Raw genomic sequence first — 23,685 nt, forward strand, 5'->3', positions numbered from 1 at the left:
TTGTAAAAACGAAGATTCATATGGAAGCCCCTTATATAGAAACACAGGAAGTCTCCTTCCGTGATTTCAGAAACTCGGTGATTGAAGATTACAGACTCGGCAGAATATCCCGCGAAATGTCTTATCTGGGCCGCCGTGAAGTACTTACCGGAAAAGCAAAATTTGGAATATTCGGTGACGGTAAAGAGTTGCCGCAATTGGCAATGGCTAAAGTTTTCCGAAACGGAGATTTCCGCTCAGGTTATTACCGTGACCAGACTTTTGCGATGGCGATCAACGCTGTAAGCGTCGAAAGTTTCTTTGCTCAGCTTTATGCTGACACGAGCGTAGACCGGGAGCCGGCTTCGGCCGGCCGCCAGATGAATGGGCATTATGCGACAAGAAGTCTTAATGAAGACGGTTCCTGGAAAAACCTGATGCAGCAGAAAAACATTTCTTCTGATATTTCCCCAACTGCCGGACAGATGCCGCGTTTGCTTGGGCTTGCATTGGCTTCCAATATATATAAGAGTGTAAAATTTGAAGGTTCTGAAAAATTTTCTAACGGCGGAAATGAAGTCGCATTCGGTACTATAGGTGACGCATCCACTGCGGAAGGACATTTTTGGGAATCTCTAAATGCCGCGTGTGCGCTGCAGGTGCCAATGATTGTATCGATCTGGGACGACGGATACGGAATTTCTGTCCCGACACAAAATCAGCGTGCAAAAGCCGACATCGCTGAAATGCTGTCGGGTTTTCAAAGAAAAGAAGGCGAGAACCAAGGTTGTGAGATCATTCAGGTAAAAGCCTGGGATTATCCTGCATTGCTCGATGCTTATGCACGTGCAGAACATTTTGCAAGAACCGAAAGTGTTCCGGTAGTCGTGCATGTGATAGAAGTTACGCAGCCGCAGGGGCATTCAACTTCGGGTTCACATGAGCGTTATAAAAATGAAGAAAGATTAAAGTGGGAAGGTGAATTTGATGGCCTGGCGAAGTTCCGCGAGTGGATCTTAGACTATGCGATCGAAATCGAAGGAAAAGACGAAAGCCTTGCCACTGCAGAAGAGCTCGATGCAATTGATAATGAGGCGAAAAGGTTCGTAAAAGAAGGGCAGAAAAAAGCTTGGGAAAATTACCAGAAGCCCATTAGCGACCTTACAAACACAATCCTACCGCTTGCAGAAAAATTAAAGGAAGCGAATCCGGAGGTATCATCGGAAATTGAAAAATTCAGTAAAATAATTGCCGTAGCCAAGAAAGATATCTTCCATCTGGCGAGAAAAACGCTTCTACTGACCCGTGATAACGATTCAGCAGACAGACAGGCACTTGCAGCCAAACTTGATGAGATCTATGCTGTAGAAAAGGACAATTACTCCTCACATCTCTACTCGCAATCGATGCTGAAAACTACCAATGTACAGGAAGTTCCGGCAGTTTACAGCGATAATTCGGAGACTGTGGACGGACGTGTAGTTGTTCGGAATAATTTTGATAAAATCTTTGAAAAATATCCTGAAACCTTAGTTTTTGGTGAAGACGCCGGAAATATCGGTGACGTAAACCAGGGACTTGAAGGATTGCAGGAAAAATATGGTGACGTTCGTATCGCTGATACGGGGATCCGCGAGGCAACCATCCTCGGTCAGGGTATCGGTATGGCGATGCGAGGCCTTAGACCAATTGCCGAAATTCAGTATTTAGATTATATTCTTTACTGCCTGCAAGGCATGAGCGATGATCTGGCAACCGTTCAGTACAGAACGAAAGGCGGACAAAAAGCACCTGTTATTATCCGCACGCGCGGACACCGACTCGAGGGCGTATGGCATTCAGGTTCACCGATGGCCGGAATCATCAATCTGTCAAAAGGAATTCTGATCCTGGTTCCGCGGAACCTTACAAAGGCTGCCGGATTCTATAATACGATGCTGCAAAGTGACGAACCCGCGCTTATTGTGGAATGTCTCAATGGTTACCGTCTTAAAGAAAAACAGCCTGAAAACCTCGGCGAATTCACCGTTCCGGTTGGAAAAATCGAAATTACGAAAGAGGGCAGAGACGTCACGTTAGTAACTTACGGTTCTACCTGGAGACTGGTAATGGAAGCCGCTACGGAGCTTGAGAAAATTGGGATTTCGGCGGAAGTGATCGATGTACAGTCACTTATCCCATTCGATTTGACTCACGAAATTGCTGAAAGCGTGAAGAAAACCAACCGTCTTGTCGTAATCGATGAAGATGTGGAAGGTGGAACATCCGCTTTCATCCTTCAGCAAATCCTTGAAAAGCAGAAAGCTTTCCGTTATCTGGATTCAGATCCACTCACGATCAGTGCCGAAAACCACCGTCCGGCGTATGCTAGTGACGGCGATTACTTCAGCAAACCGAGTGTGGACGACATCGTGGAGAAGGTCTATGCGGTATTCAATGAAAGCGATCCCGCGAAATTTCCGCAGATTTAATTTTCAGAAAACTTAAAATAAAAAGCAAACTTCGGTTTGCTTTTTTTCTGGCAGAGAGGTTGCATGGTTTTTTTTAAATATTAAAATTATGAATAAACTTGTCGTTTCGCTGTTAGTTGCTGCCTTAGCAGTGTCGTGCAGTAAGAAAGAAGACCCAACCAATACTGCGGTAGCCGAACATACCGCCATGACAGAAAACAGGCCCGTGCAGCAGAATAAAATGATTGCGGAGATGGAAGACATGATGGAAGAGATGCACAGCAATGCAATTACCGGGAACAATGACGCAGATTTTTCGCGGATGATGAAGGAACATCATGAAGGCGCGGTAGACATGTCCGAACTGCTGCTCGAAAAAGGTAAGGATGAGGAGCTGAAGTCCTTTGCAAGAAAAGTGATCGAAACCCAAAATAAAGAAATCCACCTGATGAAAAAGTATGAGGACCGAAAAGATGCGTCAGCTGACAGTAAAGAATTCGTGCAGGCACTCAATCAGTCGATGTCCAGTATGATGGATAAAAATATACCGGTTCACAATGACATCGATAAAGATTATGCACAGCAGATGATTCCGCATCATAAGAGTGCGGTGGATATGGCTAAAGTTTATCTAAAATATGGCAAAGAAAAGGAACTGCTGCAACTTTCAGAAGATATCGTGAAAACGCAAAACGCTGAAATTACTCAGTTAAAAGATTGGCTGAATAAAAACTAACGCACCCACGGCACCGCTTAGACGCGAATTTTTCGTAAATTCGCACTAAATTTTTTTAACACATGAACTACGATATTATTGTCATCGGAAGTGGTCCCGGCGGATATGTTGCCGCTATCAGAGCTTCGCAGCTGGGTTTCAAAACTGCCATCATCGAAAAAGAAAATCTGGGCGGAATCTGTCTCAACTGGGGCTGTATCCCAACCAAAGCATTGCTGAAATCTGCGCATGTTTTTAATTATCTGAAGCATACCGAAGATTACGGTCTTAATAAAATTGAAAATCCGGGATTCGACTTTACCAAAGTCGTTCAGCGCAGCCGTGGCGTTGCCACGAAGATGAGCGGCGGGATTTCATTTCTGATGAAGAAGAATAAAATCGATGTCATCATGGGTACGGCCAAAGTTCAGAAAGGCAAGAAAGTTTCTGTGACAGACAAAGACGGAAAAGCCACCGAATACAGTGCTGAACATATTATCATTGCAACAGGTGCGCGCTCGCGTGAACTGCCGAACTTGCCGCAGGATGGTAAAAAAGTAATCGGTTACCGCCAGGCATTAGCACTTCCTGAGCTTCCAAAGTCGATGATTGTTGTCGGTTCCGGTGCTATCGGGGTTGAGTTTGCAGATTTCTATAATTCAATGGGAACTAAGGTGACTGTTGTAGAATTCATGCCAAATATCGTTCCGGTAGAGGATGAAGAAGTATCTAAACACCTTGAGAAGTCGCTTAAGAAATCTGGAATTGACATCATGACAAACGCTTCCGTGGAGTCTGTGGATACCAGCGGAGCCGGTGTAAAAGCAAATGTGAAAACCGCGAACGGAAACGTAACACTTGAAGCTGATATCCTGCTTTCAGCAGTTGGTATTGCTGCCAATGTAGAAGGTCAGGGATTTGAAGAAATCGGAATTCAGGTTGAAAAAGGCCGCGTATTGGTGAACGAATGGTACGAGACTTCTGTACCCGGCTATTATGCGATTGGCGATATCCTGCCAACGCAGGCACTGGCGCACGTTGCGTCTGCTGAAGGTATCACGTGTGTTGAAAAAATCAAAGGTCTTCACGTAGAAAAAATTGATTACGGAAACATTCCGGGTTGTACTTACTGTCATCCTGAGGTTGCATCGGTAGGTCTTACGGAGAAGCAGGCAAAAGAAAAAGGCTACGAAGTGAAAGTAGGGAAGTTCCCACTTTCTGCAAGTGGAAAAGCAACTGCAAACGGCAATACAGACGGTTTTGTGAAAGTGATTTTCGATGCGAAATACGGCGAATGGCTTGGATGCCACATGATCGGCGAAGGCGTTACAGATATGATCGCTGAAGCTGTAGTTGCACGTAAACTCGAGACTACCGGACATGAAATCATTAAATCAATTCACCCGCATCCAACGGTTTCGGAAGCGATTATGGAGGCAGCTGCCGCGGCGTATGGTGAAGTAATACATATATAAAATGAAAAGGATCGCAGTATTTTTCGGAATTTTGTTTTCAATTTTAGGCGCCGCACAAAAAACACATCAGTTTAAGGATCATCAGTTTCCGGCCAGATATGTTTTGAAAAAATCTAATGATACCGTGCAAAGTCACATTCAGAATATGGGTGCGTTTAAGCTTTCCACATATTCACCGGCTACAGTCATAAAGAAACTTTACATGATTGACGACTTCGGCAAGAAGTTTAATCTAAAAGAAAACGATGTTGCCTATATCGAATTTACAGACACAGAAGATTTAAAACATGTTTTTGTGGCAGCGCCTGACCATTTGGATTTGGGTCTTGTAAAATCGCTTCACAAAGGCCGAATGAGCTACTTTATAGATTACTATTTTACCAATTTGTACGGTAATTATAGCTCTACGGAGTATTTGGTTGAAGATAATAAAGAGTTAATAAAGAGCGGTCTTTTCAACGCTTCCGGGAAAAAACTGAAAGAGAGATTCGCTGATTATCCGGATCTTTTGACGCTGGTTGATACAATGAAAACACGTGAAGATCTTGTAAATATTCTGAAATTATATGATCAGAAATAAAAATTATTCTGAAAAAGATAATTCTAAACCACTGTTTCTGCAGTGGTTTTTTCATTCGTAAAAATTCATATCTTCATAAAAATTATAATTATGAAATACAGCCTTCTCGTTCCGGCGCTGATTTTTTCCGGAACCTTGTTTTTTGCCCAGGAAAAAATCGACCTTATTTTGCCTAATGAGAATCTGATTGCCGAAAATATCGCACCTATTCCCAAAAGTTTGAGCGAAAAGATTAAAAAATATTCCGAAAGCCGCAGTGCAAATTTCAGTGCGATTCATCCGAACGGAAGTGAAATTATTATGGTGACGCGTTTTGCATCCACCAATCAGCTGCACAGACTTTCACGGCCGATGGGCGCGAGAAAACAACTTACTTTTTTTGATGAACCTGTGAACTTCGCGACCTATGAACCTACAAAAGGCGAATATCTGATTTATTCCAAAGATATTGGCGGAAATGAATTCGGGCAGCTTTTCCGGCTCGACCTCAAAACGATGGAATCTACGATGCTCACGGATGGCCGCAGATCGCAGAACGGTGGCGTCATGTGGAAAAAGGACGGTTCAGGATTTTATTTTTCGTCAACAAAAAGGAACGGCGGTGATCGCGATATCTATTTCATGAATCCGCTGAAGCCTTCGGAAGCAAAACTCGTTCTCGAACTGAAAGGCGGCGGCTGGGGAATCAATGATATTTCGGATGACGGTAAAAAACTGCTGATCGGTGAATACGTTTCGGCCAATGACTCTTACCTTTATCTGTTTGATACCGTGACAGGCAAGCTTGAAAGCATCACCGACAGAAATGAAAAAAAGGTGGTTCAGGGCAGCGCAAAATTCAGCAAAAATGCAGACGAAATCTGGTACGTTACTGATCGCGATAACGAATTTGACCGTTTAGCTACGCTTAATGTTAAGACAAGAAAGATCAGTTACTTCACGTCCGCAATTCCGTGGGAAGTTTCGGACTACGAACTTTCAAAAGACAAATCGAAAATTGCTTTCGAAACCAATGAAAGCGGCCTCAACAAGCTGTATTTAATGGATGCGGATTCAAAAAAGTACAACGAAGTAAAAACGTTGCCGAGCGGACTGATCAATAATTTTGAATTTACCAAGGACGGAAAGTCGCTGTTCATGTCGCAGTCAACCTACGATTCTTCCGCAGATATTTATAAACTCGATCTGGCCTCCGGGAAAACCGAACGCTGGACAGACAGCGAGCAGGGCGGAATGCTGAAATCTGACATGTCTGAACCGAAACTCATCGAATGGAAAAGTTTCGATCAGATGAAAATTACGGGTTTCTACTATCCGGTTTCGAAAAAATTTACGGGCAAACGTCCTGTGCTGATCAATATTCATGGCGGTCCTGAAGGTCAGTCGATGGCGTCATCTTTAGGTTCGGGAAATTATTACACCAACGAGATGGGCGTGGCACTGATCTATCCGAATGTCCGCGGTTCCTCAGGTTTCGGCAAGACTTTCATCGCAAGCGACAACGGTTTTAACCGGATGAACTCTGTAAAAGACATTGGAGCTTTGCTGGATTGGATCGCAAAACAACCCGAACTCGACAAAGACCGGATCATGATCATGGGTGGCAGTTATGGTGGATTCATGACGTTGGCAACCGCTTATGAGTATGCTGACAAGATCCGTTGCTCGGTTGACATCGTGGGGATTTCAGATTTCAATACTTTCCTGAAAAACACGGAGGAATACCGCCGTGACCTGCGCCGTGTAGAATATGGCGACGAGCGCGACCCGGAAATGAGCGCATTCTTTACCAAGATTGCACCGCTTCACAATACAGACAAAATCAGGAAACCGATGTTTATTATTCAGGGTACAAACGACCCGCGCGTTCCGGTGACAGAGGCTACACAAATGCGTGACAAACTGAAAACACAGGGAAATACCGTTTGGTATCTCGAAGCGAAAAATGAAGGCCACGGCTTCCGGAAAAAGGAAAATATAGATTTTCAGCGACTTGCGGTGATCCGCTTTATGGAAGAATATCTTCTGAAATAATAAAAACTATAAAAGCCATTTCATGACTTGAAATGGCTTTTGTTTTTATGTAAATGTTTTATTTCTCACAAAACATATTTAGGATAGATTAAAATTCCAACCACAACTGCACCCATGGCCAACAACAGAACTGCGCCGGCTGAAATATCTTTGATAATACCGATTCGCACATCGTAATCAGGTTTAACGATGTCGCAGATTTTTTCAATGGCTGTATTTAAAATCTCTGCGCATAACACGGTGGCACACAGCATTATAATGAGTGCTGCTTCTGCAGCGGTAACTTGTAAAATTAATATTAAAATGATATTGATTATTAAAGCTAAAAGTTCCAGCTGAAAATTGCGTTCATTTTTCAGCATCCAAACCAATCCCCGCAGGGAATTCAGCACACTTTTGTAAAATGGCGGTTTTCTCATTACCGGTTTTTGTCGATCATATAGATCAGTTGCGCCATGGTATTTTTATGAAATTAATCGTCATTTAAAAAAAATATAGATTTCAATTCAAAAGTACCGTTTTTAAATAAAAATTTATTGCTTCATGTCATACATTACCAGTGCCGTTACGAGTTTTGGCTCTATATACGTGCATTTTGGCGGCATCTTGATATTTTTGTCCGATACTTTCCGCAGGTCATTGAAACTTACCGGATAAATCCCGAAACCTACCTTGAAATCGCCGGAATCTACTTTTTCTTTAAGTAAATGAATGCCGTCAACCGATGAATTACCTTTCACATAGGTGATTTTATCGGTGGTTTTGGCATCCTCAATTCCTAAAATATCCTTTAAGATAAATTCTTCAAGCAAAAAGTGGTCAAGGTCATTCAACTCGCTTTGCTTTTTTCTCAGGTCATGCTTTACGTGCAGCGAATAGAATTTTCCACCCAGATACATTGAGATATGGAATTTCTGAGACGGATAATATGGCGTTTCGCCTTTCTCGTGAATCAAAAAGTTCTCGCTGATCCTGTGCAGGAACTCTTCTTCTGAAAGCCCGTTCAGATCCTGAAGAATCCGGTTGTAATCGTGAATTTTAATGCTTTGGTTTGAAACCAGAAAGCTGAAGACATAGTTATAATGCTCCGCGCCCGTATGTTTTTTATTCTTTTCACGCATGTTTTCGGCATTCAGCGCAGTTGAACCAATCCGGTGGTGGCCATCAGCGATGTAGAATGAATCAATTTGCTCTAAAACCTCCTTAAACTGCTGCATTTTCAGGCGGTTATCAATCCGCCAAACTTTGTGTCGAACCTTGCTGTCATCCAGATAATTCAGGATCGGAACATTTTTTTCCTCATGGTTCAGCAGCATTTCCACCTTAGGATTCGCCATATAAGTGAGCAGAACGGGTTCGGCCTGTATGTTCACTTTCTCGAGATAATAAGCCAGTTTTTCCTTTTTATGTGTGATCGTGGACTCGTGTTTTTTAATCTTTCCGCTTCGGAAATCATCCACACTCACCAGGCCAAGCAGACCGCGGTGCACCATTTTATTTGGCAGAACCTGTTCGTACAAATAGTAGGCTGAAGGGTCCTGAACAAGGGTTTTATCGTCTAAAAGTTCTTCAAAATTGGTTCGGATTTTTCGCAGATTCCTGTCGAGATCTTTAGATTTGCTCACCACGTAAGGCTTGATCATCTGGATATAAGAACTCTCAAGTTGTGCTTTTTTGTTGATTTCGTCCTGTGAAAAGTTATCGAGTGGGTGAGTTGGGAATACGTCTACATAATCTTCGCTGGGACGAACTCCCCGGAAAGGCTTAAAAGTTGGCATAAATTATTTAAAGTTTGTGTTTTAATTCTATGATTTGCGCGGCAAGTTCGGCACCTATTTTTTCCTGTGCGTCTACTGTGTTGCCGCCAAGGTGCGGTGAAAGCGAAAGGTTAGGGTTCATCAGCAACGGAAGTTCAGGTGTGGGTTCACTTTCGAAAACATCTAATGCGGCGCCGGCGATTTTGCCGTTGTCGATAAAATCGATAAGTGCCACTTCATTTAATACGCCGCCTCGCGCTGTATTTACGATGAATACACCATCTTTCATCTTCATAAACTGTGGTGTATCGAGGATATAGCCGTCAGATTTAGGCGTGTTGATGCTGATGAAATCGGTATCGCTTAAGAATTCATCCCAGTCGTTGCCTGTGGTAATCTGGAAGCTGACGCTCTGACCGTCATAGAAATTCAGGGATAAAGTTTCAGTTTTAATATTTCGTGTGAAGACCTTGATCTTCATTCCTAGTGAAATGCCCATTTTCACGACTTCCTGTCCGATACCGCCGAATCCGATCACGCCCAAGGTTTTACCCTCGAGTTCTATTGCTTTCGAAAAAGATTTTTTCATCGCACTGAAGTGCGTTTCACCCTCAAGAGGCATCAGGCGGTTCGATTCATGCAGGAATCGGGCAAGTGAGAAAAAGTGAGCAAAAACCATTTCGGCCACAGACCGCGAAGAAGCTTTTGGCGTATTGATGATGTAAATTCCTTTATCAATCGCGTATTCTACATCAATATTATCCATCCCGACGCCGCCACGGCCGATGATCTGCAGACCCGGGCAGCCATCAATAAGTTCGCGGCTGACCTTTGTGGCACTGCGCACAAGCAGTACGTTGATATTGTTTTCGTTGATATAAGCCGTTAGATGTTCCTGTGAAACTTTTGCGTCCAGCAATTCTATGCCCGCTTTTGCAAGGGCATCAGCACCGGATTTTGAAATTCCGTCGTTGGCTAAAACTTTCATCATACTGTCTATTTGCTTTTGGATTTATTTTAAACTGCTCATCACGTCCACAAGCACCTGCACACTTTCGATCGGCATCGCGTTATACATACTCGCGCGGTAGCCGCCAAGACTGCGGTGACCGTTCAATCCACTGATTCCAGCCGCTTTCCAGGCTGCATCGAAAGCATCTTTTTTGGATTCATCGGTAAGTTTGAATGAAATATTCATCAGCGAGCGGTCTTCAGCGCGGCAAAAGGTTTCGAAATTTGGATTGCGGTCAATCTCGTCATAAAGCAAATGGGCCTTAGAGATATTCCGCTGTTCGGCAGCGGCTATTCCGCCGTTTTTCTCGAGATGCTGCAAAGTGAGTAGTGACGCGTAAACCGGAAATACCGGCGGCGTGTTCAGCATTGATTCTTTATCGATATGTTGCTGATAGTTCAGATAAGACGGAATCACGCGGTCGGTCTTGCCCAAAATGCTTTTCTTCACCACGACCAGTGTAACGCCTGCAGGACCCATGTTTTTTTGAGCGCCAGCGTAGATCAGATCAAATTGCGAAAAATCAATATCCCGCGAGAAGATATCAGAACTCATGTCACAAACCATCAGCGTATCCACTTTCGGGAAAGATTTCATCTGGGTTCCGTAGATCGTGTTGTTTGATGTACAGTGGAAATAATCATATTCACTTCGCACCTCATAATCTTTCGGAATGTAAGCGTAATTATCAGCCTTTGAAGAAGCGATGATATCTATTTCTCCCACCATCTTTGCTTCTTTTATCGCGCCTGCAGCCCAGGTTCCGGTATCCAGATAGGCAGCTTTGGTCTTTAAAAGATTAAAAGGAACCATTAAGAACTGTAAACTCGCGCCTCCGCCGAGGTACAGCACTTCATAATCATCACCAAGTTTCATGAGTCTTTTCACGATGGCACGCGCTTCATCCATCACTGCGACAAAATCTTTGCTGCGGTGCGAAATTTCAAGTATCGAAAGACCGATATCATTAAAATTCAGGATGGCTTGGGCAGATTTTTCGAAAACTTCCTGCGGCAGGATACACGGACCGGCGCTAAAATTGTGAACATTACTCATGAGTTTATTCTTAATGTTAAATTGACTAAATTAATTGTGAAAAAAAAGCGCCCACAATAATGTGAGCGTCTTATTTATTCGCCATGTAAAAAAGCTTTTTTCATCAGCAGGCTCTCCTCAGATTCTACATGGTCTTCATCCGGAACACAACAGTCTACCGGGCAGACCGCCGCGCATTGCGGCTCTTCGTGAAAGCCGATACACTCGGTACACTTATCTGTTACGATGAAGTAGATATCATCACTCACAGGCTCCTGTGGCTCGTCAGCATCTACCGTAAGACCAGATTTCATCACCACGCGGCCTTTCAGCGCGGTTCCTTCTGAAGCCTTCCAGTCTACCGCTCCTTCATATATTGCATTATTGGGGCACTCCGGTTCGCAAGCTCCACAATTAATACATTCGTCTGTTATTTTGATAGCCATTGCTATGTCGTTATTTTAAATTTGCGCAAAGTTACAAATAATTCCGTGCACCTTAAAGCGTTGCGCTGCCATGTATGCAATATTATCGGCGCTTTCAGGAAGTTTTGTGGATTATGGTATCCACAATCATTCGAGGTCTTCCAGAATTTTATTTACATCTTCTTCAGTACTATATAATTTTTTTCGGCAAATTTTAATCAGTTCTGTGGCTTTTTTCACTTTTATGGCTAATTCGTCCACAGAAATTTCACCGGATTCGATTTCCGCTACAATCTCCTGGAGTTGGCGGAACGCCTCTGTATAATTAATGTTTTCTTCCATCTGTAATTTTCTCTGTTACTTTACTTTTTATGGTTCCATCAAGTAAAATGCTCTCGATGGTATCGCCGCTCATCACATTTTTTAATGATGAAACAGCCGAACCGTTGTGTTTGGTAATACTGTAACCGCGCTGTAGGACGTTTTCGGGATCAAGCGCGCGCAGCTGGTTTTCGGTCGTGTTTAGTTTGATGATTTGCTCATTTAGGGTAACTAATGATTTTGACTTTAAGACTTCGGAAATTTTCGAAAGATTACCCGCTGTAGCTGAAATTCTCTGACTGAACGCTGCTGAAGTTCTCTCTTGAAAGCTTTGGAGGCGTTCATAAGCGGATCTAATGTGAAAGCGTGTAGCCTGCGCGATCTGTTTCTGCTCAGACATCAGCGATTCGCTATTGCGTCGCACAGCCGTTTTGGTTTTAGATTGTAGTGCTCCCACAGACTGGCGAATCAATTCCTTGTTCCGGGACAGCTTCAGTTCTGCCTCGCGCTGGATTTTTTTGACGGCTTCTTCAACCGGAACGGAGAATTCTTCAAATCTTTTTATTAAAAATCCTGCAGATTGGGTTGGCGTAATGGCATTATAATAGGAAACCATCTCGGAAACCGTATCGTTTGTCGCATGTCCGATGCCAGTGATGACAGGTAAAGGGAATGTGGCAATTGCTTTTGCGAGTTCAAAATTATTAAATGTAGACAATCCCACATCGCCGCCGCCCCCGCGAATGATGGCTACCACATCAAAATGGTCTTTAACCTTCTCCAGCTTTTGCAGCACTGAAACAATCGAATCAACAGATCTGTCGCCCTGCAGATACGCCGGAAAGAGCATGTGGAAAAAAGTAAAACGGTGTGGATTGGTATCAAGGATTTTAATGAAGTCACTGTAACCTTTGCTTGTTTGAGCCGAAATGATGGCGATCCGCTTCGGAAGTAAAGGCAGCGGTCTGGATTTATTTAAATCAAAAATTTTTTCAGATTTAAGCTTCGCAACCGACTCATTTTTCTCGCGTTCCAGATCACCGAGAGTGAAAACAGGATCGATATCCTTTATCTGAAGTTGAATTCCGGAGATGGGATTGAAAGCAACCTTTACCAGCATCAAGACTTTGATGCCATCCTTCAGCGGAGTTTGAAGCTGCGTAATAAACTGTTGGTTGATTCGTACAAAATCATCTTTCCAAAGCACAGAACGGATCTCAGCCAGAATCTTTCCGTTTACTTTTTCCACAAGCTCAGGGTAGCAATGTCCCGAATGGCTGTAATGATTAAGCCTGTTGATCTCCGCCGTCACCCAAAAATGGCTGCTGTACCTTTTCTGTATCGTAGCCTGGATGCTCGCAGTTACCTGCGAGAGTCGAAATATTTTGACGGTCTTGTCGGGAGCCATTAAAAACGGTTTTTCAAGTAATAAATGTACGTTATTTTGAGTGCTGATAGTGGTTTTGAATCTAATCATCCTAAAAAAGCCCCGGAAATTTCCGCGGCCTAAAAGGTGTTGTTATTTTTAAATACTTATAGCGCCATGATCACCACTCGAATCTGTTCCGGCGTACCACTGGCGGTTGTAATCATTAATGAGTTTTCGTCCAGAATGGTAACACCAGCGTTCAGTTCGTTACAGGTGGCGACATTGTAAAGTGCAACAATTACATCTATACTGCCAAGATTGTGCGTCACGGTTGTGGTTTTCCCCGGGATGACTGTGGACATGCCGCGTGGGGTTTGTTGGTCATTATTTTGCATTGTCAAGTCGTTTTAATCCTGTTAATGAAGGTCCCGTAAGCAGGTTTCCCTGCGTGTCAAAACGTGAACCGTGGCAAGGGCAGTCCCAGGTGGTTTCTGCAGTGTTGAAATTCACCACGCAACCCATGTGCGGACAAATAGCGGATACAAGTTCGAGTTCTCCGGATTTATTTCTGTAGGCCGCCACTTTTTGCGACTCGTGTTCTATCACTTTCGCTTCACCGGCTTTCAGTTCCTCGAGTTCGGTTTTTTTATCTGCGGTAAACTGATCTGCAATCAGATGAAAAACTGCGTCCGTGTTTTCTTTCACGAATTCCTGCGCGCTGGCCATGATCTCAATTCGGGACGGCGCTACTATTTCTCCAAGTTCACTTTCGATTCCATCAATTGTATCGGCCAGGATTTCTGCTGCTAAAGTACTCCAGGTCATTCCGTTTCCGTTGTACCCGGTAGCGATGTACACGTTTTGCTCTCCCGGCATCTTACCGATGTACGGCAACCCGTCAGACGGTGCATAAAACTGCGCGGACCACTTTGAAACAATTTCCTCAAATCTGAAATTCTCCTTTGCATACTGAATAAGGTCTTCAAATGGTTTATGCGTGTCGTCTTCATGACCGGTTTTATGATCGAAACCACCGATTATCAGGTAGTTTTCATTCCCCGACCGGTGATAGCGGAAATAGTGATAAGGATCGTAAAGATCCGCCGACTGCGCCATTTGTTCGGGCGTGTAGCCTAAACGGGCTGCTAAAGCATAACTTCGGTAAGGTGCATTCAGCATGCTGAATCTGTTGATTCCAGGTGGAATGTGTGTAGCCCAAACAAGATTCTTGCATGTGAAAGTTCCGCCATTTTGGGTCTTCAGCGTAATGTTTTCACCGCTGTGGTCGTCTTCGGTAACTTGCGTTCCGGTCAAGATAACGCCACCTTTTTCCTCAAAGACTTTTGCTAATGCGTTGATATATTTGAGCGGGTGAAACTGTGCCTGGCCGTCTATTTCAATAGCTTTCCTGAAACTGATGTCAAAAGGAATTTTATCTACCTCGCGTGTAGGAACATCGAGTTGCTGATGCGCATCAAGAATTTTTTCAAGCTGCTTATCCTGTTTCTTTTCGGCACTGAACAGGTAAAATTTGCATTCGGCGAAATCGCAGTCTATATTGTAATCCTGAACATTGTTGCGAACCATCGTCGAAACTTTCATCGCGTTATCAGCAATTGTCTGGGCTTTGTCTTCGCCAAATTTGCTGATTAAACGGTCATATGATTCATCAAAAAAATTGTTGATATGAGCTGTGGTGCCGCCTGTAGTGCCGAAACCGATATTGCCCTGTTCCAGAATCAGACATCGGTGACCGCGGTTTTGAAGTTCGAGGCCCAACGAAATGCCGGTGATTCCTGCACCTACAATTACCGTATCAAATTTGTCGGTGGTAGCTTTAAATGTTTCATGTGGAAAAATCTCATTTTCCCAAATACTTTGGTTGTTGCCGTCCCTGTTCATTTGGAATTATTTTTGTTAGTTTATTTTTTATTAAAAATAGTGACGAAGTACCGTCAATGGCGTTTCTACAGCGCATCTACAGACTATCACTTATGAAAACTGAAACTAACAAAAACCTTGCCCAAGTAGCTGAATTACTTATTAAAAATAAACTGACCATTGCATTTGCGGAAAGCTGTACCGCCGGACTTTTGCAGAATATTTTCTCCCTTGCCGAAGATGCCATGACCATTTTCCAGGGCGGGATGACCGTCTATAATTCGGGGCAGAAAGCAAAACATTTATACATAAATCCGGTATTTGCAGAGCAGTGCAATTCGGTTTCTAATGAAATTGCCGAAAAGATGGCGTTTGAAATCGCTAAAAAATTCAACGCTGAAATGGGCGTAGCTATTACGGGATATGCGCAGCCGGTTCCCGAGGATGGGATAGAACGGTCATTTGCGTACATCGCGGTAACCCTGCACGGGAAAACCGTTCTTTCAAAAAAAATCTATGGCAAGGAAAACTTAGGGCTCGCCGCGAACCAACAGATCTATGCAGACAAGATCCTGCTCGAACTCATCAACTTGCTCGGCAAATAACAATAGAAGCAGAAAGGATTTTGTATTTTTGCACCGATGCAAAATTACGCAATGAACCAAAAGGCGCAGGTCGAGGGACTTTCTAAACTAAGTGATTATATTAAAGCTTTCCTTACGAAAGAAGAACACGAATATTCTGACGACGACGGGCTTTTCTACGCGACGCTGAAGCGTTCAGAAATCGAAAATCCCTGGTTTACGATCGAAAACCAGCGATATGCACTTCAAGAATGGGCAGAACAGCTCACGACTGAGAATCTTGAAAACTGGCTCAAACAATACCGGGTTACCAATAATCCGAAGAAAGTAGGGCTGATTTTGGCCGGAAACATCCCGATGGTTGGCTTTCATGATGTGGTTTCGGTTATCCTGAGCGGTCACATCCCAATGATTAAATTTTCATCCAAAGACATTCGCCTGCTCCCGTTTTTACTAAATAAATGGGATGAATTTTCGGGCGGGAATATCATATTTGAAGTTGCTGAACGTCTTGCGGGTTTTGATGCCGTAATTGCCACCGGAAGCAATAATACCGCACGCTATCTGGAATATTACTTCAAAGATCAGTTGAGCATCATCCGTAAAAACAGGACTTCCGTCGCAGTATTGCGCGGCGATGAGAGCGAGACCGAACTAAAACTACTTGCAGAAGATATTTTCCGCTATTTCGGGTTGGGCTGCAGAAACGTGACGCGCCTCTTTTTGCCCGCAGATTTCCTGATTGACCGGCTATTTGAGAGTTTTATCAGCTTTAAAGATGTCATTAATCACAACAAATACGCGAACAACTATGAGTATAACCGCGCTATTTACCTGCTTAATCAGGAAAAATTCTGGGACAACAATTTTGTAATGCTGAAAGAGGACGAAAATCTGTTCTCACCGCTTTCTGTAATTAATGTTTCACGTTATGACGACATTGCGGAAGTCGAAAAATTCCTGGCAGAAAATTCAGAAAACATCCAAACCGTTGTTGCAAAACCCGAACTTGGTCTTGCATCGATCAATTTTGGTGAAACCCAGCATCCGTCGCTCTCTACGTATGCAGATCACGTGGACACGATGCGCTTCCTCGAGGTGATTTAGTTTCCGGAATTTTAAAGTTTATTAATCTGCGGATTCAAATAGGTGGTGAAAATCATGATGCTGTCACCAAACTTTTGTTCTATCAGTTCTGAAATATTCAGCAGTTCGATTTCGACGAAGTCTTTGCGCTTTTCTGCACTGTCGAATATCAGCAGGAGGTTCGTATTGTGACCTTCGTTGATCATTTCGCTTTCCACGTCAGACAGCATATATTTTTCCACGTCCATCAGATTGCCGATCATTTCGGGCAGTACGTTTTGCGTATACTCCTGCCAGGCTTCCAGCTGGTCCAGAGGGGAATGAAAGGTCACACTAAGAATGCTCATCGCTATGCTTTTTTGTAAGTTTTGTGCTTAATTATAGGCGCAAAAATCGGTAATTTTTTCGTAAATTAGCACGTTCTAAATTTTAAAGTAAATAGAGCGGCAGATGGCCACCATAAAGGTCTGGCTGTTATTATATTAATAAAAATTATGCAAAAAGAAGGAGAAAGGTTAATTCCCATCAATATTGTTGATGAAATGAAGTCCTCTTACATCGATTATTCGATGTCGGTAATTGTATCCAGAGCGTTGCCCGATGTAAGAGACGGTCTGAAACCGGTTCACAGAAGGGTTTTGTACGGTATGTACGGGCTCGGCGTTTTTTCCAACCGAAAACATCTTAAGTCTGCCAGAATCGTAGGAGACGTTTTGGGTAAATATCACCCGCACGGCGATTCCTCGGTTTATGATGCTATGGTACGTATGGCCCAGCCGTGGAGCTTGCGTTATCCGCAGGTAGACGGGCAGGGTAACTTTGGTTCAATGGACGGTGACCCGCCTGCAGCGATGCGATATACTGAAGCCAAGCTTAAGAAGATTTCGGATGAGATCCTCGCAGATTTGGATAAGGATACCGTTGATTTCCAGAATAACTTTGATGATTCGCTCACGGAACCTACCGTAATGCCGACGAAGATCCCAAATCTTTTGGTAAACGGAACCTCGGGTATTGCAGTGGGGATGGCGACCAATATGGCGCCGCACAACCTTTCGGAAAGTATAGATGCCATCGTCGCATATATCGATAATAATGAGATCACGATAGATGAGCTGATGAAGCACATCATCGCGCCCGATTTTCCTACTGGGGGGATCATTTATGGGTATGATGGGGTACGTGACGCTTTCCATACAGGCCGAGGCAGAATAGTGCTTCGCGCGAAAATAAATTTTGAAGAGGTTGGCAACCGAAATGCAATCATCGTGACTGAGATTCCATATCAGGTCAACAAAGCTGAGATGATCGCGCGCACCGCTGAACTCGTAAAAGAGGAAAAAATTCCGGGCATCTACGAAATTCGTGACGAATCTGACCGTCAGGGTCTTAGAATTGTCTACGAACTTAAAAACGATGCGATTCCGAATGTTGTACTAAATATGCTTTATAAGTACACTTCGCTTCAGACGTCTTTCAGTGTAAACAATATCGCACTGGTAAAAGGCCGTCCGGAACAGCTTAACCTTAAAGATATCATTCATCATTTTGTAGATCACCGACATGAAGTAGTGATCCGCAGAACGGAATATGAGCTGAAGAAAGCCAGAGAACGCGCCCATATCCTTGAAGGTTTCATGAAAGTGATCGGAACGCAGGATGACCTTGATAAGGCGATCCACATCATCCGTCACAGTACGAATCCCGCGGAGGCGAAAGAAGGTTTGATGAAGGAATTCGACCTGTCAGAAGTTCAGGCACAGGCAATACTTGATCTAAGACTTGCGCGGCTTACGGGTATGGAACTCGATAAAATCCGCGCTGAGTATGAAGAGATCATGAATTATATTAATGATTTGGAAGACATCCTCGCAAAAGTAGAGCGTCGCTTTGAAATCATTAAAAATGAAATGTTGGAGATGAAAGATAAGTACGGTGATGACCGCCGTTCTGAAATCGATTATTCCGGTGGTGAGATGTCAATTGAGGACCTTATTCCGGATGAAAAGGTAGTACTTACCATTTCGCATGCAGGTTATATCAAACGTACGTCACTTTCAGAATATAAGGTTCAGAGCCGTGGAGGAGTAGGAAACCGCGCCGCGACAACACGTGACGAAGATTTCCTCGAGTATATCGTAGCTGCTACGAATCACCAGTACATGCTTTTCTTTACTGAAAAAGGTAAATGTTACTGGCTGCGTGTATTTGAAATTCCGGAAGGATCTAAAACTTCAAAAGGACGCGCTGTACAGAATCTCATCAATATCGAGCCTGATGACAAGATCAAAGCTTACATCAGAACAGATGATTTGAAAAATACCGAATATGTAAACCGCATGAATGTGGTGATGATTACGAAGAACGGTACCATAAAGAAAACGTCGCTTGAAGCCTATTCCCGCCCAAGAACTAATGGTGTAAATGCGATCGAGATCCGTGAAGATGACCAACTGTTAGGCGCAAGACTTACGGAAGGTGATTCTGAAATCATGATTGCTACGAAAAATGGTAAATGTATCAGATTCCCTGAAGAGAAGGCTCGTGCCGTCGGCCGTGGTTCCATCGGTGTTCGGGGTATCTCACTTGAAGATAATGACGAAGTTATTGGTATGATAGTTGTCAATGACGTTGAAAATGAGACCGTTCTGGTAGTTTCCGAGAAAGGTTATGGCAAGCGTACAGCCGTTGAAGATTACAGGATCACCAATCGCGGTGGGAAAGGTGTGATTACGCTGAACATCACCGAAAAAACCGGTGAACTGATCGCGATTCAGAATGTGACTGATGAAGATGACCTGATGATCATCAATAAATCTGGTGTTGCCATTCGTATGAGCATGACCGAACTTCGCGTTATGGGTAGAAATACGCAGGGTGTAAAAGTGATTAACCTTAAAGGGAATGATTCTATTGCAGCCATCGCAAAAGTGGAAAAAGATGACGATGTAGAGGATGAAACGGAAGAAACCACCGGTGAACTTCCTGCTTCCGTAACCAGTGACCTTCCCGAATTCAGCGAGACTCCAAAAACCGGAGATAATGCATTCACCAATTTAGGTGATGAAAAAACGCTGAAAAAAATCGAGGAAGATGAAGAAAAACAGAACCGCGAATCACAGGATGATGTTGACAGCGCGGATTAAGAATACTAATTTTTAATTTTACTTTAATGAGAAAAATATTTTTAAGCATTGCAGTGGTTTCTACAGCCTTTGCATTCGCACAGAAAAAAGAAGTTGCTGCAGCTGTGAAGGCTGTAGATGCTGGTGACCTGGCAGCGGCGCAGTCGCAGATTTCTGCTGCAGAGTCTGTGATTGGCGACAAAACTTATCTGCTGGAGCCTGCACTTTTAGAGCAGTACTATTATGCTAAAGGTTTGTCTTTGCTGAAAGCCGGAAAAAATTCTGAAGGAGCAGCTTATTTAGCTAAAATGAGCGATTTGGGTAAAAATAAGATTTACACAGGTCGTGACAATTCGAAAAACCGTGTTTATTTTGTTGGTAAAGCTGAAGCTGACAAATCCGGTATCCAGGGTTTGAAAGAAGAAACTTACACCCCTACATTAAGTTCGAAAATCGGAAATACAATCAATCCGATGATCGAGAAAGCCAATAAAACAGCGATGGATGCATATTCGGCAAAGAATTATGCTACTGCCGCTCCGAAGTTCAAAGAAGTATACGATTTACTCAAAGCAGGTGGACAGGATAACAAGCAATATCTGTATTATTCAGCGCTTAATTATGCATTAGCTGACAAGAAAACGGAAGCGATCGATATTTACAGCGATCTTATCCAATCTGGCTTTACAGGTGTTCAGACGACTTACTCTGCGACAAATAAGAAAACAGGTGAGTTGGAACCAATGGATAAAGTAACCTGGGATCTCAACAAAAAACTGGGTGCGACGTCAGAATATTCTGATTTTAAAACCCATACATCGCCAAGTATCGAACTGGAGCTGTATGAGACCAATGCTGCACTTCTAGTGGAGGCTGGCAGAACCGACGAAGCTTTGAAACTGATTGAAGCAGGTATCAAAAAGTTCCCGTCTAGCGCAAAACTCACAGAACTTCAGGGAACGGCTTATTACAAATCCGGTAAGATGGATGAGTTTGTAGCCAACTTGAAGGTCCTGACTCAGAAAAACCCCAACGATGCAAACAACTGGTATAACCTCGGTGTCCTTCAAAGTAAAGATCCAGCTACCACAGCTGATGCGGAAGCATCTTACAAGAGAGCTGTTGAGTTAAAACCAGATTTTGCGCAGGCTTGGCAAAACCTTACCTATCTTACGATGGGTGATGATGCGAAAGCTATCGATGATTACAATGCTGCCCGCAAAGCCGGTAAAACCGAGCAGGCAAACAAAATTATCGAAGCCAGACGTGCACGCCTTGCTGCCGCGCTGCCTTATGCTGAAAAATGGTACGAGAACGACCAGCAAAGCCTTGATGCTGTAAGCTTGCTTAAAGGTTTGTACATGTCAAACAAAAAAGAAGCGAAATTCCAGGAATTCAAAGCAAAAGAAGCCGCCATGCAGGCTGCAGGAAAATAATTGGAATTAATATTAGACCAACACAGAAGCATCGGAAATATCCGGTGCTTTTTTTATTCTAAAACTACTGAGAAGCGATTTTTAGGTCTTTTAGGTTTTCTAAAATCCCATTTCTTCGTACATTCACATTAAAATATTTTAAATATGACTTCATCTGAAAAAATAGCGGCGCTGCGCCGGAAAATGCTTGAAAATAATGTTGATGCTTTCATCGTCTATTCTGCGGATCCGCACATGAGCGAATATTTACCTGATGAGTGGCAGGAGCGTTCGTGGCTTTCGGGTTTTACGGGTTCGGCAGGTTTCGTGGTTGTTACGCGGGAAAAAGCAGGTCTCTGGACAGATGGGCGCTATTTTGTACAGGCGCCGAAAGAACTTGAAGGTTCAGGAATCGTACTGATGAAAGAAGGTGAGGAGTCTACACCGAATTATATTGATTGGATCATTTCGCAAACGCCCGAAAATGGTAAAGTCGCCGTAAACGCACTCGCCACATCCAACACCAACTGGGAAACTTTGGAGCAAAAACTGGCTGCAAAAAATATTACGCTTGTAGATCTGCCTTTGCTTAAAGAAGTATGGCTCGAAAGATCCCAAAATAAGAAGAAAAACCCTGTATTCGTACATCCTGTTGAGCGAGCGGGCAAATCTGTGAAGGAAAAACTCAGTGATATACGTTCGAAAATGAAAGAAATGAACGCTTCGCTGCACATCATTTCAAGTCTTGATGATGTGGCGTGGACCCTTAATCTGCGCGGCAGCGATGTACAGTCGAATCCTGTATTTTTAGGTTATATCGTTCTTTCGATAGATGATGCTGTCTTATTCATTGATCAGGAAAAACTTGATGATAACGCAATTCAGCAAATGCAGGAATCATCGGTAAAAGTGATGGATTATGATGGATTTTTCGGTTATCTGAATGAAATAAACGAGCAGAAGATTCTTATTTCACCTAACAGCAACCAGTCGGTTTTCGAAGCGTTGAAAAACAACAATACTTTCATTAAAGCTCCGGTTCCGGGCAATCTGATGAAAGCCATTAAAAATGAGACCGAACTCGAAGGTTTCCGCACGGTGATGCAGCGTGACGGCGTGGCTATGGTGAAATTCCTGTATTGGCTTACCCACACAGCCGGAAAAGAAGCCATGAATGAGTATTCCATCGGTGAAAAACTCCGCGGTTTCCGTGCGGAAGGTGAAAATTTCGTCGGAGAAAGTTTCGGCAGTATTGTCGGGTTTAAAGAAAACGGCGCCATCATGCACTATTCGGCACCCAAAGAGGGCAGCAAAGAAGTTACTAATGAAGACACAATTCTGGTTGATTCCGGCGGACAGTACCTTGAGGGAACCACCGATATCACGCGAACATTTGCACTCGGAACTGCTTCTGACGAATTTAAGCGAAATTCAACATTAGCTTTAAAAGGTTTGATCCAGTTGTCCATGGTTAAATTCCCGAAAGGTACGCGCGGCGTTCAACTTGATGCTTTTGCGCGTCTCGCGCTGTGGATGGACGGGAAGGACTATAATCATGGTACCGGACACGGCGTGGGTAGTTTTATGAACGTACATGAAGGTCCGCAAAATATTAGAAAAGACATGAATTTTCAGGATTTAATCCCGGGAATGGTGCTGTCTAACGAACCCGGATTTTACTACGAAAATCATTACGGCATACGCCATGAAAACCTCATCGCGGTCCAGGAAGTTGAAAAAACCGATTTCGGAACTTTCTATGCGTTTGAGACTTTGACGGTTTGTCCGTTTGACCGCAACGTAATCGAAGTAGATTTGCTTACGGAACCTGAAAAAATGTGGTTGAACGAATACCACGATTGGTGCCGTGAAAAACTTGAAAAAGATTTGGAAGGAGAAGTAAAAGCCTGGTTCCTTGAACAGGTGAAACCACTGTAAATATTTAAATTAAATAGAAGCGGCTGCAGATTGATTTGCAGCCGCTTTTTTATTTCATCAGGTCTAGTCCGTCGTGTGAAAGAACCAGACTTTCCGTAGCCAAATGGCTGTCGCCGGACATCAGCACTGGCCCGATATAGCGTGAGGGAAAAGCATTTCGCAGGCGCCACGTCATCACGGGCTGATGTTGGTAATCGAGCAATCGGATGGTGACGTCGCGCCGTTCCACATTACCGAAGCTGTTTGTCCTGATCCAGTCGTAGAACTGCTGGTCACCCTGCACGATATTCCGTTTGAGTACGACATCGGCGAACTTTGTGAGGCCTGGAATCTTTAATTCTGAATTTTCCGGCGAACTTCCATTTCGCATATTTACGACATCAATGTAAATTTCGAGGCCGCTAATTTCAGTGAATTCGACGCGGTTGCCACCCCATTCAGCAAGGAAGTGATAGCGGTTGATTGTTTTTAGAGGAGCCATGGTATTAGTTTTGGTTGAATTTT

At 43.5% G+C, this 23,685-nt stretch carries 21 protein-coding genes; 10 read left to right on the top strand and 11 right to left on the bottom strand.

Going from position 1 to position 23,685, the window contains the following annotated elements:
• Positions 1-20: 20 nt before the first annotated feature.
• The 5 genes from H9628_RS06135 to H9628_RS06155 all read left to right on the top strand — a co-directional run bounded on the left by H9628_RS06135 (position 21) and on the right by H9628_RS06155 (position 7,233).
• The gene (locus H9628_RS06135; RefSeq protein ID WP_251833239.1) at positions 21-2,450 is read left to right on the top strand and encodes an alpha-ketoacid dehydrogenase subunit alpha/beta; all 2,430 of its coding nucleotides are present in this window, start codon (positions 21-23) and stop codon (positions 2,448-2,450) included.
• 88 nt (positions 2,451-2,538) lie between these two features.
• Entirely contained in the window at positions 2,539-3,165 is a 627-nt protein-coding gene (locus H9628_RS06140; RefSeq protein WP_251833240.1) for a DUF305 domain-containing protein, read from the top strand.
• Between the two features lie 62 nt (positions 3,166-3,227).
• Positions 3,228-4,619: a dihydrolipoyl dehydrogenase gene (gene lpdA / locus H9628_RS06145; protein ID WP_251833241.1), complete on the top strand. Its 1,392-nt coding sequence runs from the start codon at positions 3,228-3,230 to the stop codon at positions 4,617-4,619.
• A gap of 1 nt (position 4,620) precedes the next feature.
• A complete protein-coding gene (locus H9628_RS06150; RefSeq protein ID WP_251833242.1) occupies positions 4,621-5,199 on the top strand; it encodes a hypothetical protein in 579 nt (192 codons plus the stop codon).
• A 90-nt stretch (positions 5,200-5,289) separates the two neighbouring features.
• On the top strand, positions 5,290-7,233 hold the full coding sequence (locus H9628_RS06155) for a S9 family peptidase (RefSeq protein WP_251833243.1): 1,944 nt from the start codon (positions 5,290-5,292) through the stop codon (positions 7,231-7,233).
• Positions 7,234-7,298: 65 nt separating this feature from the next.
• Here the strand turns inward: H9628_RS06155 and H9628_RS06160 are convergent, their stop codons facing one another.
• From H9628_RS06160 to H9628_RS06200, 9 genes are all read right to left on the bottom strand, one after another.
• Complete coding sequence (locus H9628_RS06160; RefSeq protein WP_251833244.1) at positions 7,299-7,652, bottom strand: diacylglycerol kinase family protein; 354 nt, start codon at positions 7,650-7,652, stop codon at positions 7,299-7,301.
• Between the two features lie 114 nt (positions 7,653-7,766).
• Complete coding sequence (locus H9628_RS06165) at positions 7,767-9,011, bottom strand: DUF1015 domain-containing protein (RefSeq protein WP_251833245.1); 1,245 nt, start codon at positions 9,009-9,011, stop codon at positions 7,767-7,769.
• A gap of 7 nt (positions 9,012-9,018) precedes the next feature.
• Positions 9,019-9,978 (bottom strand): D-2-hydroxyacid dehydrogenase, encoded by a 960-nt coding sequence (locus H9628_RS06170; RefSeq protein ID WP_251833719.1) that lies wholly within the window; start codon positions 9,976-9,978, stop codon positions 9,019-9,021.
• A 24-nt stretch (positions 9,979-10,002) separates the two neighbouring features.
• Entirely contained in the window at positions 10,003-11,058 is a 1,056-nt protein-coding gene (serC, locus tag H9628_RS06175) for a 3-phosphoserine/phosphohydroxythreonine transaminase (RefSeq protein WP_251833246.1), read from the bottom strand.
• A 74-nt stretch (positions 11,059-11,132) separates the two neighbouring features.
• Positions 11,133-11,483, bottom strand: coding sequence for a 4Fe-4S binding protein (locus H9628_RS06180; protein ID WP_251833247.1), 351 nt, complete (start codon positions 11,481-11,483; stop codon positions 11,133-11,135).
• Between the two features lie 126 nt (positions 11,484-11,609).
• Entirely contained in the window at positions 11,610-11,804 is a 195-nt protein-coding gene (gene xseB / locus H9628_RS06185; protein ID WP_251833248.1) for an exodeoxyribonuclease VII small subunit, read from the bottom strand.
• Positions 11,788-13,191: an exodeoxyribonuclease VII large subunit gene (gene xseA, locus H9628_RS06190; RefSeq protein WP_251833249.1), complete on the bottom strand. Its 1,404-nt coding sequence runs from the start codon at positions 13,189-13,191 to the stop codon at positions 11,788-11,790. The genes xseB and xseA overlap by 17 nt, the downstream gene beginning before the upstream one ends.
• A gap of 125 nt (positions 13,192-13,316) precedes the next feature.
• The gene (locus H9628_RS06195) at positions 13,317-13,514 is read right to left on the bottom strand and encodes a hypothetical protein (protein WP_251833250.1); all 198 of its coding nucleotides are present in this window, start codon (positions 13,512-13,514) and stop codon (positions 13,317-13,319) included.
• A 22-nt stretch (positions 13,515-13,536) separates the two neighbouring features.
• Entirely contained in the window at positions 13,537-15,054 is a 1,518-nt protein-coding gene (locus H9628_RS06200; RefSeq protein WP_251833251.1) for an FAD-dependent oxidoreductase, read from the bottom strand.
• 92 nt (positions 15,055-15,146) lie between these two features.
• On the opposite strand from H9628_RS06200, the gene H9628_RS06205 reads away from it, so the two are divergent.
• Positions 15,147-15,638 carry a CinA family protein gene (locus H9628_RS06205; RefSeq protein WP_251833252.1) on the top strand — a complete coding sequence of 164 codons (492 nt, stop codon included), beginning with the start codon at positions 15,147-15,149 and terminating at the stop codon, positions 15,636-15,638.
• A gap of 51 nt (positions 15,639-15,689) precedes the next feature.
• Positions 15,690-16,724, top strand: coding sequence for an acyl-CoA reductase (locus tag H9628_RS06210; protein WP_251833253.1), 1,035 nt, complete (start codon positions 15,690-15,692; stop codon positions 16,722-16,724).
• A gap of 11 nt (positions 16,725-16,735) precedes the next feature.
• Here H9628_RS06210 and H9628_RS06215 read toward each other — a convergent pair whose 3' ends face one another.
• Positions 16,736-17,050, bottom strand: coding sequence for a DUF4286 family protein (locus H9628_RS06215; protein WP_251833254.1), 315 nt, complete (start codon positions 17,048-17,050; stop codon positions 16,736-16,738).
• A gap of 147 nt (positions 17,051-17,197) precedes the next feature.
• Here H9628_RS06215 and gyrA point away from each other — a divergent pair, with 147 nt between their 5' ends.
• The 3 genes from gyrA (at position 17,198) to H9628_RS06230 (ending at position 23,181) form a co-directional block, all read left to right on the top strand.
• Complete coding sequence (gene gyrA, locus H9628_RS06220; protein ID WP_251833255.1) at positions 17,198-19,849, top strand: DNA gyrase subunit A; 2,652 nt, start codon at positions 17,198-17,200, stop codon at positions 19,847-19,849.
• Between the two features lie 26 nt (positions 19,850-19,875).
• Positions 19,876-21,264, top strand: coding sequence for a tetratricopeptide repeat protein (locus H9628_RS06225; RefSeq protein WP_251833256.1), 1,389 nt, complete (start codon positions 19,876-19,878; stop codon positions 21,262-21,264).
• A gap of 144 nt (positions 21,265-21,408) precedes the next feature.
• Entirely contained in the window at positions 21,409-23,181 is a 1,773-nt protein-coding gene (locus tag H9628_RS06230; protein WP_251833257.1) for an aminopeptidase P family protein, read from the top strand.
• A 49-nt stretch (positions 23,182-23,230) separates the two neighbouring features.
• Here the strand turns inward: H9628_RS06230 and H9628_RS06235 are convergent, their stop codons facing one another.
• Positions 23,231-23,662 (bottom strand): phage tail protein, encoded by a 432-nt coding sequence (locus H9628_RS06235; protein WP_251833258.1) that lies wholly within the window; start codon positions 23,660-23,662, stop codon positions 23,231-23,233.
• Positions 23,663-23,685: the final 23 nt, after the last annotated feature.

The sequence above is a fragment of the Kaistella pullorum genome, assembly GCF_014837035.1.
In the GTDB taxonomy this organism is placed as follows: Bacteria; Bacteroidota; Bacteroidia; order Flavobacteriales; family Weeksellaceae; genus Kaistella; species Kaistella rhinocerotis.

Coding starts and splice junctions, on each gene's coding strand:
- H9628_RS06135 (WP_251833239.1), top strand. CDS start 21: ATGGAAGCCCCTTATATAGAAACACAGGAAGTCTCCTTCCGTGATTTC.
- H9628_RS06140 (WP_251833240.1), top strand. CDS start 2,539: ATGAATAAACTTGTCGTTTCGCTGTTAGTTGCTGCCTTAGCAGTGTCG.
- lpdA (WP_251833241.1), top strand. CDS start 3,228: ATGAACTACGATATTATTGTCATCGGAAGTGGTCCCGGCGGATATGTT.
- H9628_RS06150 (WP_251833242.1), top strand. CDS start 4,621: ATGAAAAGGATCGCAGTATTTTTCGGAATTTTGTTTTCAATTTTAGGC.
- H9628_RS06155 (WP_251833243.1), top strand. CDS start 5,290: ATGAAATACAGCCTTCTCGTTCCGGCGCTGATTTTTTCCGGAACCTTG.
- H9628_RS06160 (WP_251833244.1), bottom strand. CDS start 7,652: ATGAGAAAACCGCCATTTTACAAAAGTGTGCTGAATTCCCTGCGGGGA.
- H9628_RS06165 (WP_251833245.1), bottom strand. CDS start 9,011: ATGCCAACTTTTAAGCCTTTCCGGGGAGTTCGTCCCAGCGAAGATTAT.
- H9628_RS06170 (WP_251833719.1), bottom strand. CDS start 9,978: ATGAAAGTTTTAGCCAACGACGGAATTTCAAAATCCGGTGCTGATGCC.
- serC (WP_251833246.1), bottom strand. CDS start 11,058: ATGAGTAATGTTCACAATTTTAGCGCCGGTCCGTGTATCCTGCCGCAG.
- H9628_RS06180 (WP_251833247.1), bottom strand. CDS start 11,483: ATGGCTATCAAAATAACAGACGAATGTATTAATTGTGGAGCTTGCGAA.
- xseB (WP_251833248.1), bottom strand. CDS start 11,804: ATGGAAGAAAACATTAATTATACAGAGGCGTTCCGCCAACTCCAGGAG.
- xseA (WP_251833249.1), bottom strand. CDS start 13,191: ATGGCTCCCGACAAGACCGTCAAAATATTTCGACTCTCGCAGGTAACT.
- H9628_RS06195 (WP_251833250.1), bottom strand. CDS start 13,514: ATGTCCACAGTCATCCCGGGGAAAACCACAACCGTGACGCACAATCTT.
- H9628_RS06200 (WP_251833251.1), bottom strand. CDS start 15,054: ATGAACAGGGACGGCAACAACCAAAGTATTTGGGAAAATGAGATTTTT.
- H9628_RS06205 (WP_251833252.1), top strand. CDS start 15,147: ATGAAAACTGAAACTAACAAAAACCTTGCCCAAGTAGCTGAATTACTT.
- H9628_RS06210 (WP_251833253.1), top strand. CDS start 15,690: ATGAACCAAAAGGCGCAGGTCGAGGGACTTTCTAAACTAAGTGATTAT.
- H9628_RS06215 (WP_251833254.1), bottom strand. CDS start 17,050: ATGAGCATTCTTAGTGTGACCTTTCATTCCCCTCTGGACCAGCTGGAA.
- gyrA (WP_251833255.1), top strand. CDS start 17,198: ATGCAAAAAGAAGGAGAAAGGTTAATTCCCATCAATATTGTTGATGAA.
- H9628_RS06225 (WP_251833256.1), top strand. CDS start 19,876: ATGAGAAAAATATTTTTAAGCATTGCAGTGGTTTCTACAGCCTTTGCA.
- H9628_RS06230 (WP_251833257.1), top strand. CDS start 21,409: ATGACTTCATCTGAAAAAATAGCGGCGCTGCGCCGGAAAATGCTTGAA.
- H9628_RS06235 (WP_251833258.1), bottom strand. CDS start 23,662: ATGGCTCCTCTAAAAACAATCAACCGCTATCACTTCCTTGCTGAATGG.